We start from the raw sequence: 13751 nt of genomic DNA on the forward strand, positions 1-13751 counted from the left end.
TTTTGTAACCATCACCAGAAATAAACACTGCTTTTTGGCACTTAGGGCTATACCAAATGCATGAGTCTTTTTACAATAGCCGATTGTTTAACGTTCAACCTTTAAATTTGTTAATTTCTCAGGAAATCCAATGCGTACAAGCCAATATCTGATTCCTACCATAAAAGAAACCCCATCTGATGCAGTGGTAATCAGCCACCAGCTGATGCTTCGTGCAGGCATGATCAGAAAAATTGCTGCAGGCTTATACACTTGGCTTCCCTTGGGTTTAAAGACGCTTCAAAAAGTTGAAAACATTGTTCGTCAGGAAATGAACAAGTCCGGCGCATTGGAAGTACTGATGCCAGCAGCTCAACCGGCCGAACTGTGGCAGGAAAGTGGCCGTTGGGAACAATACGGCCCGGAACTACTTCGTTTTAAAGATCGCCACAACCGCGATTTCTGTGTTGGCCCAACTCACGAAGAAGTTATTACTGACCTCGCGCGCAATGAGCTATCCAGCTACAAACAATTGCCGATGAACCTGTATCAAATCCAAACGAAATTCCGTGATGAAATTCGTCCACGATTTGGTTTGATGCGTGGCCGCGAATTCTTGATGAAAGACGCGTACTCATTCCACGTTTCACAAGACTGTTTGCAGCAAACCTATGACAAAATGCACGAAACCTACTGCAATATCTTCAATCGTCTAGGTTTGGATTTCCGCCCTGTAGAAGCAGATAGCGGAAGCATTGGCGGCTCAAGCTCTCACGAATTCCACGTATTGGCTCAATCGGGTGAAGACGACATCGTATTCAGTACTGACAGCCCTTACGCAGCCAATATTGAAAAGGCCGAAGCGGTAGCACCAACCACCGAACGTCAGGCGCCGACGCAAGAAAAAACAGACGTATCGACACCGGATCAAAAAACAATTGAAGAAGTGACAGCCTTCCTCAACATCAATGCGGATCAGGTTGTTAAAACCTTAATCGTCGAAGGCGCGGTTGCAGAAGATCACGAAGGATCTGCACCATTAGTTGCTCTGGTAGTACGTGGTGATCACGAACTGAATGAAATCAAAGCTGAGCACATTGAAGCCGTTGCTGAACCTCTCACCTTTGCCAGCGATGAACAGATCAAACAAGCCTTGGGTTGTTCAGCCGGTTCTATCGGTCCTGCTGGTTTGGATCTGCCGATTTATGTTGATCGTTCAGCGGCGGTTATGTCTGACTTCGTTTCTGGTGCCAACAAAGACGGTTTCCACCTGACAGGTGTGAACTGGGAACGCGATGCCAACATCACCGAGGTGGTTGATATTCGTAATGTTGTTGAAGGCGATGCCAGCCCGGACGGTCAAGGTACGCTTACCATCAAACGCGGTATTGAAGTGGGTCACATCTTCCAGCTAGGCACAAAATACAGTGAAGCCTTAGGTGCCAATGTACTGGATCAAAACGGTAAAGCTCAAACGATGATCATGGGCTGTTATGGTATCGGTGTATCACGTGTTGTTGCTGCAACCATCGAACAGAACCACGATGATCGTGGCATGATCTGGCCTGACGCCATTGCGCCGTTCCAGGTTGGTATCGTACCTATGGGTAAATCTGACGAAGTAAAAGAACTGACCGAAAGTGTTTATCAGCAACTTACTAACATGGGCTACGACGTACTACTGGATGATCGTGACAAGAAAACCAGCCCAGGTGTTAAGTTCGCAGACATGGATCTGATCGGTATTCCACATCGTATCGTAATCAGTGACCGTGGTTTGAAAAACGGAACCATTGAGTATAAGAACCGTCGTGAAGAAGATGCCAAAGACATCGCAAAAGATGACATCATTCAGTTCTTGACGGATACCATCCAGCGATAAACAATTATTTCAATGAGCAGTCCATCATTGAACACATACGCCCTCCTGTTGGGAGGGCGGTATTTTCATCTCGTTTTTTGCGTCATATTGATTGCCCTATCGACGCTGCTCCCTTCTATTACGTCTGCCAGCCAACAGCCAGATCCTGAACTCAAACAGCGATTATTGTCGGCCGTTAATTCCAATCACGGTTTTAAAGACCGATTCGATGCTGACGTCTGGTTAACAGATATGTCCAGCCGATTGAAACGTTTTATTAAAGACGATCAAACCCGTATGGAACTTCTGATTAATATCCACAAAGAAGCCAGCATTGCAGAGCTCAACCCTCAGCTGGTTATGGCGGTTATTCATGTGGAAAGTGCGTTTGACCGGTTTGCTTTGTCGCGGGTTGGGGCTCAAGGGTACATGCAAGTCATGCCGTTCTGGAAGAAAGAATTAGGCCGTACAAACGACAATCTCATGAACGAAGCCACTAACCTTAGATATGGCTGCACCATATTGAAGTACTATATCGATAAGGAAAAAGGGAATTTGCAGCGGGGATTAGCTCGCTATAACGGAAGTCTCGGTCGAACCAAGTACCCGGAAAAGGTCTTTAAGTTCTGGGATAAATACTGGCAAGTTAACTAATCATTTGACTCCGTTCACTCTTTTTAAATGTCTAGCTTATCTCTTACATACCACCCATCTGTTTTCCCACCCTATCAACACCATTTCAGTCTAGTCTCTATATAAATAACTTTTAGGCTTTGAAATAGGTTTATTTCCAATAGAAATACGTTATGTCGATCAGACACATTTTAGGCCGTATGCTGCGGGATAAGGAGATCATATGCAGCAGTCGTTACGACTGACCGTTCCAAAAGTACATGCATCTGATCAGGGGACTCTCTACTCTGATCCACATGAACTTGCACTGATTTTACGAAACCTGCCCTTCGCGGATATGCCCTCTGCCGTGATGAAATCAGTCAACATTCTGTCTGTCATCAATCGAAGTCAGGTTTCTTATCAATTACGCTTAAAGCTAATGCTAGCGTTCGATGTTCCCTATGGTGTCTGTCACTTATTCTATACCCCTCAATGCCCCGAACAGTTAGGCATCATCAGATCCCGTTCCCTTCAGGAACAAGATGCCTTTCGGGAATTCACCCAGGAAATGAGCTACGGCTACAAAGAAGTATTGATGGATGCGTTGGCTCACAACGACAAAAAACGTGCCTTTGTAGCCTTATTTGCGTCTTTCTATTACATGTCGACCTTACTCATGCTGTTTTACAGCGTGCATCAAATCCAACCGTTAAACATCTGGGGAGAAATGCACCGGCTATATAAATTAGCCGAAGAGATGGAATGGACGCGCATGCCTCAAAAGTACATAACTCTGGCCAAAGGCATGACTCTAGAGTGGCTGTATAAGAAATCACTCTTGATGTTTACCGCCGATCCTTATCATATGGAAACCGCGCAAAACTGGATGCTGAACCACTACTTGAGCAAGTGGAGTTATTGCGCCGACCTGATCCCTTATCAGCGAAATATTCAGGGTACTCATTTCGATATCGACCTCAGTCGCAATGATGCAGTGATCTCTAGAATTCAGGATTCGAACGATTCCGAATATCTAAGAACATTGCTGACGGACAACCTGGTCAACATAGCGAGCAAACATATAGATCAATTACATCATGGTATTGATACACACTCTCTGGGCTTCATCCTGAATCCAAACCGGGCGGATGCAGAAGAAGTTCTCGATAGTGCGTTGAATCACTGGGGACAAAAATTCAAGCGAGGAGAAACAAGAAGTCGCTGCACCGTTCCAGCCTCTATGACTATGGGGCTTTATCATTGTCATAAAGATCTTTCCAAAGCCACCATTGAGAGCGAGAACTCCTTAATCGATGTTCAATTAATAGATTCAAGCCCTCACGGTTGCTGCTTAAGGGTGGCAGGCAATACTCAACAAGAAATACTTATTGGCCAATTGGTAGTGATACACCTGTCTCGAACGAGCCAAAACCAAAAAGTAGACACAATGGCCGGCATCATTCGTTGGGTTGCCCAAGACAAATACAAAGGCTCTAAAGTCGGTATTAAGTTTATTCCGGGGATCATTCGAACCGGATTCATTCGTAGCCTGTCCGGTTCAGATATGGCTCAAAAGACACATCCGGCGGTGGTTATCGTTGATCAAGACAGCGATCGGGATTACTCCATCATTACCAGCCCCCACCTATACCTTTGCGGCAGAACCTATGAATTAACCACCATTCACCCTCAACGCCGGTATCTGATTAAGGCCAGTAGCTTACTGAACCACACTCGTTCATTGGATCATTTTAAATTCCATGCAGCGCATTAACCGTAACGCCTTAGCCTTTAAACCTTAATCTTTAAGCTAGGCATTTCTCCCTCTCTGAGAATTCAGTAGAATACCTCGAAATTTATCTTTCGAGGTTTGATATGTCTGCTTCCGTAACCATTTATCACAATCCGCGTTGTTCTAAGTCCCGCCAAACATTGCAACTATTAGAAGAACAAGGGATTACTCCTGAGGTACGTCTGTATCTAACTGAGGTTCCAAGCCAAGATGAGCTTAAAGACGTATTGGCAAAATTAGGTATTAGCGCTCGTGAATTACTGCGTACGAAAGAACAGGAATACAAAGATCTTGAGTTAAAAGATACCAATAAAACGGAAGAAGATATTCTGGCTGCAATGATTGCTCACCCTAAACTGATCGAGCGTCCGATTGTGGTTAAAGGAGAGCAAGCACGCATTGGCCGCCCACCAGAGCAGGTGTTGGAGATTCTGTAATGCAACCGTATGTGTTGGTACTTTACTACAGCCGAAATGGTCACGTAGCCACAATGGCTGACCACATTGCACGAGGCGTAGAATCCGTAGACGGTATCGAAGCCAAACTTCGTACCGTGCCGGCAGTCTCTGCAACTACAGAACAAACCGAACCAGCTATTCCCGATCAAGGTGCCCTCTATGCAACACTTGATGATCTTCGAGAGTGCAGCGGATTGATTCTGGGAAGTCCAACACGTTTCGGCAATATGGCCGCCCCCATGAAATACTTTCTGGACAGTACCACCTCGGTTTGGTTATCCGGAGACTTGGAAGGCAAGCCAGCTTCAGTGTTTACCTCGACCGGCAGCCTTCATGGCGGGCAAGAAAGCACATTACTGACGATGATGCTTCCGCTGCTTCATCACGGTATGGTGATTTCAGGTCTTCCTTATTCTCACTCTGAGCTGTCGTCCACTCAAACGGGTGGCACGCCTTACGGAAGCTCACATTTAGCGGGTTCTCAGGGTGAACATGCACTTAGCGAAGAAGAGAAGTCTTTGTGCTATGCCCAAGGGAAACGATTGGCACAGCTTGCGCTGAAGTTAAGCAACTAACCTATATCGACACCCCGGTATTCAACACCTAACATAACCCCAGTTAATGAGTTCTTTATGACCCCTTTTTATCAAAAAACCTACGTTGCCTTTTGGATTCTGTTCATCGCTCTGCTTGGCATATTTGGCTACAACAAGTTGATCATGCCGGAGCAAGTTGAACGTATTCAATGGGTGCTACTGGCGATTCAATCAGTACCACTGTTGTTGTTTGTACCCTTCCTGTTAAAGCCAACGTCCAGAACCTTTCAATGGTTCTGCTTTATGCTGCTGCTCTACTTCATTATTGCCGTCGTTAACATCTTCTCTCCGGGAATGTATTACATCGGATTGGCAGAAAGCGTAACAGTTGGACTCTTGTTCACCGCAGCAATGATGCTAGGACGCTGGAAAATGCGTGGTATGGATAAGGTATCGGATTAGAACAAATCGATATCGCCAACGACCTCGGAGCCTTTTTCTAATGCTCCTTGGTCAATCAGCGCTTGATAACGCTGCACTTGGTTTCGACCATTACTCTTAGCGTAATATAAAGCGGCATCCGCCTGAGAAATCAGACCACTGCTGGTTTCGATCTGATCCACGTAAGTATAGCCAATACTGACCGTCACCTTCCCCACCTGAGGGAAGCAGTAAGCTTCAATTGCAGACCTTGCACGCTCAAGAATGGCTTCACACTGATCTTCCGTCACCCCTCTCAGGATGATGGCAAACTCTTCGCCGCCATATCGGAACAACCAATCATCCTCACGGAATACTTTGGGCAATTGCTGACCTAACAGCAGAAGCACTTCATCCCCATACAGATGACCAAACCTATCGTTGATTTGCTTGAAGTGATCTACATCGAGTAACGCCAGACAGGAGTTCACCGCCTCATTACGTCGATTGGATTGACCGTGATTATCCAACAGTTGGTAAAGCTTCTTGTCAAACTCACCACGGTTCATCAGCCCGGTAAGCGCGTCGTAGGAACACGCTTCAACCAAGTTAAATTGATTACAATACACAGTGATGATGAAGTTGAGAAAAACTTCATCCTGGATTTGGGCTTTTCGATCTACGATCAAAACCGCATGCAGCCCATTAACAGAGGCCAGAGGGAAAGGACGCAGATCTTTAGGTAAGCTCGGACGAGTTTCGGCTTTAGGATTGAACAAAGCCAAAATGCTCTCTGCATCCGGACCAAACGGGTTTACTTCTGACGAAAGAACAAACCGGTTTTCTCGTCCAATACCCTGCAAGACATAGAGAACAAATCGTCCATGAATCACCGAATTGAGGATATCCAGAAAAGTAGTATTCACACTCTGGATATCACGCGTTTCGGTTAACCGAATCACTGAACGATATTGCACCGAGGGCTCTAGCAAATGACGTCTCCAACGGGTAAATGATTATCTTGAGTATATATCATTACGCTTGCGAGACTGTTTTAAAAATCAAACTCATCTTCTATCTGAGCAACCCACGCTTCAACACGCTCGTCGGTTAGTTCAGGTTGTTGATCTTCATCGATGGCCAACCCAACAAACTCTTTACCGTCTTCGGTCAGTGCTTTGGACTCTTCAAATTCATAGCCCTTAATAGGCCAGTAACCGACAACTGCACCACCTTGCTCGATCACCACATCATGAAGCATTCCCATTGCATCCAGGAAGTAATCGGCGTATCCGAATTGATCACCTAGACCAAACAGCGCGACTAGCTTGCCAGAGAAATCAACCGTGCCTAACTCCTGCCAAAATTCACCCCAATCACTTTGAATTTGACCGTAGTCCCAGGTAGGAATCCCCAAAATCAGATAATCATACTCAGCAAAACTGTCTTTGGTTACAGCTGCAATGTCGTGCATTTCAACTGAGTGCCCTTCCAAAAGGTCTCGAATCTTCTCGGCAACCGTTTCGGTATTTCCGAGACTCGAACCATAAAACAATCCAATCGTAGCCAAACAACACCTCATTGAAACGTAATAACTCGGGATTTTTCTCACTCGTTGAGATTTATTAAGGTAAGAAAAAGTTCCCGAACCAATATTTTGGCTCGACATTCTACAGCAAAGTGATGCCTGAAACACGCCAGATTGGCCGATGTCTTAGAGTCGTAATATTTATTCGCAACAATGATTTGGAATTCATTTAATATCGGTCTGCACAAGGATGCGTACCATGAAGGATATCGCCCAGTTTGAAGAAAGTATCGGCAAAAAATTCCGCCCCTGGTTTATTAAAGACATACGATTAAACGAGGAATCCGACTGTTTAAGAAGTCTGCTGACACGCCACAGCAAACTACTCTGCATTATGAATCACGGCGGATTTTATGGCCCTTGGGCTGCAGCACTGGCATTCCATTACTTACTCCTGACCCACGGTGGTCAAGGCCGAAAACCGACGGGCGTTGCCTGGCGAGGTTTTTATTCTCTGCCCATTCATAAGCAGATAACACAATACCTCACTCAACTTGATCGCCCTCTGGATTACCCCGGGTTCAAAGAGCTGCTGCTAAACCAGACATTTAATGACTTAATCATTTTACCGGAAGGTACGAACTGTCATTATTTCGATGGAAAAACGCTACAGCCTTTTGTAAGTCCAAGATTCATTGAACTCAGTATTGAAACCCAAACGCCGCTGTTATTGTTTGTACATCAAGGCAGTGAGCACTGGAGCCAAACCGTTCACCTTCCCAAAGCGCTCATCCCGATGACCCGATTGCTGCCCAAACGTTATCGAGATGGCATCGAACAAAACCGGTTAATCAATATTCCACACATGTTGAAAGGCTGCATCCCTCAGATGAACGTCATGTGCAAGATATATCAACCCAGCATCCATCCCTCCGCCTTACGGGACAAACCCTTTGCTAAGGAATTGATTGAACTGGAAGCCAGAAAAATCCGTTCTATGATGCAGACTCACTACGATTCACTGTTAACACAAGCAACAGCAGGCGAATATTCGGATCACTCAAGCAGGGTTAATGAGGAGGTGGTGACACATCCGTGTGTTGAAGTAGCTTAAATTCCGAGAGAAGACACCATTTGATGATCAAATGGCCAGTAGATCCTCAAGATAAAGCGATAAGGCTTGGCAATTCAATTGTTCTTCTTTTGAATGGGCTACAAAGACTTTCCACTGTGCATCGTACTGCATGACTCTACTCCTAAGTGCCTGACCTTCATTGGTTCTGCACAAGGATGATCACTTGTCATAGGAACCCAGAGGCCAATTTTTTGTTATTTAGATTGAGAGCTATCGACTCAGTCGGTAGTCACTGTTTAAAAAGTAGACGAGATAGCGAAACACAAATGTGACGCAAGTCACATCAGTACACTTTTTAACCATCGCATTACATAAGAGCACGGATAGTTAAGAAAAGTGCGTAAATGCGAGTTAAGCGCTTACTCCCGAAGACAACTGCTTGTACTTCTTGGGATACTCGATGCGGGTCAGCTTACCAGTATCTGATGCAAGTTCAGACCAATCATCCAGTGCAAATTCAATGAATGCCATACCACAGGTGGGTAAGTTATCCAGATCTTCCCCGGTGAGGGTAAAAATGAGATCCGTTAGCCCAGGGTTATGTCCAAAAAGCACCACGTTCTTCCATTTATTTTTGATCTGTCGAAGTTCCGTGATCAAATGCAAATAACTGGCATCATACAACTGCTCATTGAGCTTCAAACTACTCAGTGAACGATTACAGTACTGGCCAAAGATTTCAGCGGTTCGGATTGCTCGGGTGGCAGGGCTGGATAACCAGAGATCGGTTTTCTCCAGAGCTTTTGAGGTACGCAATGCCATCATCGGAGCATCTTGAATACCTCGCTTATTGAGAGGCCGATCCTTATCGGCTAATCCATCGAATTTCCAGCTGGACTTAGCGTGACGAATCAATATCAACTGCTTCATATAGAACATCCTGCGTAAATAATGCGAATAAAAAAAGGGGCTGTGAAAATAGGTATTTTCATTGGCCCCCAACAATTATCTCACATCAACAAGGAAACCGAGTCGAAGCGTGACCTCTTTCGACAATCACAAATCCAGCTCAGTCATATGAACAACAAGCTCACCGGCTGTTCACATTGGTGTGGAATCCTATCAAGGCTATATGTCTTTTTTATGACAATGTCCCAAGTTACGAACCCAAGACTAAGAATCACATAATCAGAACCAAGAGCCACATAAGGGCCAATCTATAGACATTCATACACAGCGGTAATCAATCCTTCCGCTCTTGGATCAACCAGAATATAAGGCCCCATATAATTATGAACATAACCAAAGCCCAATTGTGCATCGGGATCAGCAAAACCGATACTGCCTCCCGCGCCTGGGTGTCCGAATGATCGAGGGCCACCAAACTGCGCCAAGCGACTGGGCTGAGACATCATAAAGCCCATACTGAATCGGGTATCGGTGTGCAACACAGGGTCATAGCCTCGCGCCGTTTCAGACCAGCACAAAGAAAGCGACTCGGGTTTTAACAAACGGAAACCATCCAGTGAACCACCATTCGCCAACGCTCCGTACAACTTCGCCAACGAACGTCCGTTGGTGTGTCCATTAGCAGACGGTAATTCCATCGAGCGCCAGGCTTTCGAGTTCGTACCCCGCTGTGCCGACGGCGGGTTAGCGAATGCTTTCGACGACACTCCGGTTGGATTTTTCATAATTTCTTTAAAGAGGCCATCCACCATTGGATCACCTTTCACCGGACGACCGCGCTCAATCTTGGCACAACGATGGAACTCCGACTCCGGCGTCCCGATAAAACAATCCAACCCCATAGGAGCCACAATTTCTTTCTGAAGGTATTGCCCCATTGTCTGACCCGTTGCCTGACGGAAGACTTCGCCGATCATCCAACCAAAGGTTAATGGTGAATAGCCATGTTGGCCGTATGGCCACCAGGGTGCTTGCTCTGCCACCGCATGACACATGTAATCCCAGTCATAAAGATGGTCGGCCTGAATCATCGCATCAATAGCAGATACGCCCGTTTTATGGGAAAGGATGTCGGACACCTTGAGATGCGATTTGCCTTCCTGGGCAAAGTCCGGCCAATAATCGATGATCCGGTCATTCAGGCTCAACAGCCCTTGTTCCACGGCCCGTAACACGCAAATAGCAGCAATGCCCTTGGTACATGAGAAAGCATTGGCGATGGTATCTTGCTGCCAACCTTGTTGTTCATCGGCATCAGACATGCCACCCCAAAGGTCAACCACCAGCTCGCCTTTGTGAACCAATGCCAAGGAGGCACCTCGGCTATCATCACTCAACAGCAACTGCTCAAACGCTTCTCTGACCGAATAAAATTCGGGTGTTACAAATCCATTCACCATCGACATACCGTTACAACACCTTACTTTTTGTTTCCGAGAAATTGTTTTACCACAAATGGTTTTGACATGCTTTTAAAGCAATTAATCAGCTGTACGAGATAAATTCATGTTATTAGGCGCAAACTTGGATTTTTGATCTATGCTGAGTAATGCTCAAATTAAAAGTATGAAGTATTTGTACTGTCTTGCCACTGTCTGAAAATGCCTCATTCAAAACTTTGAACTACTATTACCAGTAGATTGATCTTACTAAACATCACATACAAGGTTTTGAACGAGAAACACCGAACGACGCCGTAACCGCAAGGCAAGTACTTAAAGTGGTAGAGGAAAGAACGATTTATGGGTGCAGCAAGTATACCGACAAAACAAGAAATGGAAGCCGCCTATGAAGTCATACGTAAGTTAAGAATGCCTTCGGTGCCGGACATCATTACCGAAGTGCAACGCTTACTCCAGGAACCCCATCTGCGTATTGACGAAATCACCAGTTTAATCAGCCAGGATGCCACGTTGACCGGTGAAGTGTTAAAAGCAGCCCGTTCCCCCCTATATGGTCTGTCTGAAGACGTCACTACAATTTTTCACGCGGTGAAAGTGCTGGGTATAAAGCGCTTAAATGAAATAACCATTGCCGTAGCACTTAAAGCCTCCTTAAACCCAATGAATGAATTCCACGCCAAACTTTGGGATGAAAGTCTGATGATTGCTGCCGGGTCCGCTTGGCTAGCCAGTGCGTCAGGCCATGTTGATCGGGACGAAGCCTACTTGGCCGGACTGTTTTCAAACATAGGTTGCATGTTGTTATCACAAGGCAATCTGAAGTATGAAATTTTGTATGAAAAAGCACGGGCTTATCCATTGACTACCCACGAGCTGGAAGCACGATTAATGAATACCAATCACTCAGTGGTCGGGTTCATTGTGGCCGAATTATGGAGTCTTCCCGAGCGTGTCTGTAAATCCATTTATCATCTTCACGATACCAACATCACGCCTTCTGGCGTCGATGATTTAGGAGCGCTTATTTCAGTGGTTCGTACGGCTACGGCCCATATGGAAGAAGTGAGAATGATTAAAGTGCCGGAGAGCATGGAGTTTCTGAAATTCCACGATTCAGCCCGTGAAGAATTGATGATGGAGGAAGCCACCTACGAAGAGTTTTCCGAATATATGGAAAGCTTGATCTAATCCCAGTAGAGTAGCTGCTTAGTCACACGGGTAAGCAGCTATGATTGGTATTTTTGGTTCCGCATTTAATCCTCCCACATTAGGACATAAAAACGCGATTATTCAGGCATCTCGCTCATGCCAAACCATTCTCTTAGTGCCTTCCGCCAGTCATGCCTTTGGCAAACAAATGCTGCCATTCGAACTTAGATATCGAATGCTCTTAGGCTTCGTGCATGACATTCAGTCTCAGATTCCCTGCCCTATTGACGTATCAGACATCGAACAGCAAATGTTTCATGAAGGGTTCTCCCCGATTTACACCTTTGATGTATTAGCACGACTGGAAAAGGAGCTGGGAACGTCAGAACTCGCCTTTATCATGGGCCCCGATAATGCCAATCCCGAGACCTGGCAGAAGTTCTACAAACATCAGGAAATTGATCAGCGTTGGAATAAAATCCTCTGTGAAGAGCAGCAACCGATCCGCAGCACACGCCTTCGCCAAACCGTAGCCGAAGGCGCAACAGATGACCGACTACTGAACTTCACCACCGCCTCGGTGGTGGATGTCATTCGATCGGAAGGCTTGTATTTGGACGCCCCATTAAGCACGGATAACTAATAGCCACCATCTCTCAAGCTCACATACATACGCGAGTATTCATTGTCAGTAGCCATTAGCCTGTAAGCATTGGCTAGTACTCATCCAATAAAGTGAATTGGATGCCGGATGCAATCAGCCGCTCAATCAACAATTCACCAAAAGCAGCTGCAGGAGTAAGAACGCCATAAACAGGCTCCAGATGTTCTCTGTCCTGAATCAACGCCAGAGCCGCTTGCGAAACAATTTTAGCCGTTTCCCCATAACCTGGATCGCCTCCTCGGACACTGGCCAATACCTGATGAGGGCCACAACGGGCATCTACCGTCACCTTAAACCAAGCCCGTTCTCGGTCACCATCAGAGGGGCCATCCCCCTCAGGAAACAGAGAGAGTAATTTTTCCCGAGTCCAAGGCAATTGCGATAAACCAATCATCGTGGACACACCGCCCAAAGCCACTAACAACTTAGGCAAAGAACGTATCTGCAAATAGTGTCCATAAGTGAAGCTTCGACCGTATTGTTCAAACAACTCAGCGGATCGACGTACCACCTGACTATCGATACTAGGCAAAGGAACGATCCAACTTCGTAATTTAGAGCGATATTCCATTCGCGGCCGAGCGATTCGAATCGTTCGACCATCAACAAACTTACCCGACACAAGAGACCGCCATAGTTGTTTAGGGTGAATTGAATGCCTCAATCTCGACATGATGGAAATCATCGATTTCCAGGTACCACTGGATATTCGCCCACCCAAGTTAACGAAAGTATCCACCACCACGTCTTCACGAACTAACTCCCCCACCTGCTCGCTAAGTTGTTGTACAGCAAACAACACACCCAGGTCGTGGGGAACACTGTCAAAGCCACAAGCATGAATTAAACGACACTTGGTGGAACGGGCAACCATGTCGTACTTGGGATACATAGCGTCTACGAATTCATTTTCGCCCGTGATATCGAGATAATCCGTCCCCTTTTCCGCGCAGGCTTTGATTACAGGTTCCCCTAATTCCATGTAAGGGCCTACCGCTGAGATCATCACCTGTGTCTTTTCTGCCAATCCCATTAATGCTTCTTCGTCATGACAATCCGCCACTTCAACAGCGATAGCCTCATTGGCCCGATCCGCTTCTACCATCTCTTGCTTTAACAGTTCCAGCTTATTGCGATCCCGCCCTGCGATTGCGAGAGAAACCGGATGTTTCAACGCGCTGTTTTCAAGCAATGATTCACACAGATAAATAAGAATTAGCCGGCCTGTATATCCTGTTGCTCCATACAAAGTTATGTCATAGCGTCGGGCTGTCATACGTTCCCTCTGATTTAAAGTGATAT

14 protein-coding genes are annotated in these 13751 nt (G+C 45.9%); 9 read left to right on the forward strand and 5 right to left on the reverse strand.

The window, feature by feature from the left end; genetic code table 11:
• Window positions 1-130 precede the first annotated feature (130 nt).
• The 6 genes from QQL66_RS08805 (at window position 131) to QQL66_RS08830 (ending at window position 5703) form a co-directional block, all read left to right on the forward strand.
• The gene (locus QQL66_RS08805; RefSeq protein WP_284380790.1) at window positions 131-1861 is read left to right on the forward strand and encodes a proline--tRNA ligase; all 1731 of its coding nucleotides are present in this window, start codon (window positions 131-133) and stop codon (window positions 1859-1861) included.
• 87 nt (window positions 1862-1948) lie between these two features.
• The gene (locus QQL66_RS08810; protein ID WP_284380792.1) at window positions 1949-2494 is read left to right on the forward strand and encodes a lytic transglycosylase domain-containing protein; all 546 of its coding nucleotides are present in this window, start codon (window positions 1949-1951) and stop codon (window positions 2492-2494) included.
• 202 nt (window positions 2495-2696) lie between these two features.
• Window positions 2697-4229 carry a PilZ domain-containing protein gene (locus QQL66_RS08815; RefSeq protein WP_284380794.1) on the forward strand — a complete coding sequence of 511 codons (1533 nt, stop codon included), beginning with the start codon at window positions 2697-2699 and terminating at the stop codon, window positions 4227-4229.
• Window positions 4230-4330: 101 nt separating this feature from the next.
• Entirely contained in the window at window positions 4331-4684 is a 354-nt protein-coding gene (gene arsC / locus QQL66_RS08820; RefSeq protein WP_284380795.1) for an arsenate reductase (glutaredoxin), read from the forward strand.
• Window positions 4684-5280 (forward strand): NAD(P)H:quinone oxidoreductase, encoded by a 597-nt coding sequence (gene wrbA / locus QQL66_RS08825; protein ID WP_284380796.1) that lies wholly within the window; start codon window positions 4684-4686, stop codon window positions 5278-5280. Before arsC ends, wrbA begins: the two co-directional genes overlap by 1 nt.
• Before the next feature lie 57 nt (window positions 5281-5337).
• Window positions 5338-5703 carry a DUF2069 domain-containing protein gene (locus QQL66_RS08830; protein WP_284380798.1) on the forward strand — a complete coding sequence of 122 codons (366 nt, stop codon included), beginning with the start codon at window positions 5338-5340 and terminating at the stop codon, window positions 5701-5703.
• Here the strand turns inward: QQL66_RS08830 and QQL66_RS08835 are convergent.
• Together QQL66_RS08835 and fldB are read right to left on the reverse strand one after the other, a co-directional pair.
• Window positions 5700-6638: a GGDEF domain-containing protein gene (locus tag QQL66_RS08835; protein ID WP_284380800.1), complete on the reverse strand. Its 939-nt coding sequence runs from the start codon at window positions 6636-6638 to the stop codon at window positions 5700-5702. The genes QQL66_RS08830 and QQL66_RS08835 overlap by 4 nt on opposite strands.
• A gap of 77 nt (window positions 6639-6715) precedes the next feature.
• On the reverse strand, window positions 6716-7231 hold the full coding sequence (gene fldB, locus QQL66_RS08840) for a flavodoxin FldB (protein ID WP_284380802.1): 516 nt from the start codon (window positions 7229-7231) through the stop codon (window positions 6716-6718).
• 217 nt (window positions 7232-7448) lie between these two features.
• On the opposite strand from fldB, the gene QQL66_RS08845 reads away from it, so the two are divergent.
• On the forward strand, window positions 7449-8303 hold the full coding sequence (locus QQL66_RS08845; protein WP_284380804.1) for a hypothetical protein: 855 nt from the start codon (window positions 7449-7451) through the stop codon (window positions 8301-8303).
• A gap of 372 nt (window positions 8304-8675) precedes the next feature.
• Here the strand turns inward: QQL66_RS08845 and QQL66_RS08850 are convergent, their stop codons facing one another.
• Both QQL66_RS08850 and QQL66_RS08855 read right to left on the reverse strand, forming a co-directional pair.
• Window positions 8676-9194 (reverse strand): SixA phosphatase family protein, encoded by a 519-nt coding sequence (locus tag QQL66_RS08850; RefSeq protein WP_284380806.1) that lies wholly within the window; start codon window positions 9192-9194, stop codon window positions 8676-8678.
• A gap of 287 nt (window positions 9195-9481) precedes the next feature.
• Window positions 9482-10639 carry a serine hydrolase domain-containing protein gene (locus QQL66_RS08855; RefSeq protein ID WP_284380808.1) on the reverse strand — a complete coding sequence of 386 codons (1158 nt, stop codon included), beginning with the start codon at window positions 10637-10639 and terminating at the stop codon, window positions 9482-9484.
• A 336-nt stretch (window positions 10640-10975) separates the two neighbouring features.
• Here QQL66_RS08855 and QQL66_RS08860 point away from each other — a divergent pair, with 336 nt between their 5' ends.
• Both QQL66_RS08860 and QQL66_RS08865 read left to right on the forward strand, forming a co-directional pair.
• Window positions 10976-11824 (forward strand): HDOD domain-containing protein, encoded by an 849-nt coding sequence (locus tag QQL66_RS08860; RefSeq protein ID WP_284380810.1) that lies wholly within the window; start codon window positions 10976-10978, stop codon window positions 11822-11824.
• Window positions 11825-11864: 40 nt separating this feature from the next.
• A complete protein-coding gene (locus QQL66_RS08865; protein ID WP_284380811.1) occupies window positions 11865-12428 on the forward strand; it encodes a nucleotidyl transferase family protein in 564 nt (187 codons plus the stop codon).
• Window positions 12429-12501: 73 nt separating this feature from the next.
• On the opposite strand, the gene QQL66_RS08870 is transcribed toward QQL66_RS08865, so the two are convergent.
• Window positions 12502-13725, reverse strand: coding sequence for a saccharopine dehydrogenase family protein (locus QQL66_RS08870; protein WP_284380813.1), 1224 nt, complete (start codon window positions 13723-13725; stop codon window positions 12502-12504).
• Between the last annotated feature and the right edge of the window lie 26 nt (window positions 13726-13751).

Origin of the sequence: Litoribrevibacter albus (assembly GCF_030159995.1) — a bacterium.
Lineage (GTDB): Bacteria > Pseudomonadota > Gammaproteobacteria > Pseudomonadales > Litoribrevibacteraceae > Litoribrevibacter > Litoribrevibacter albus.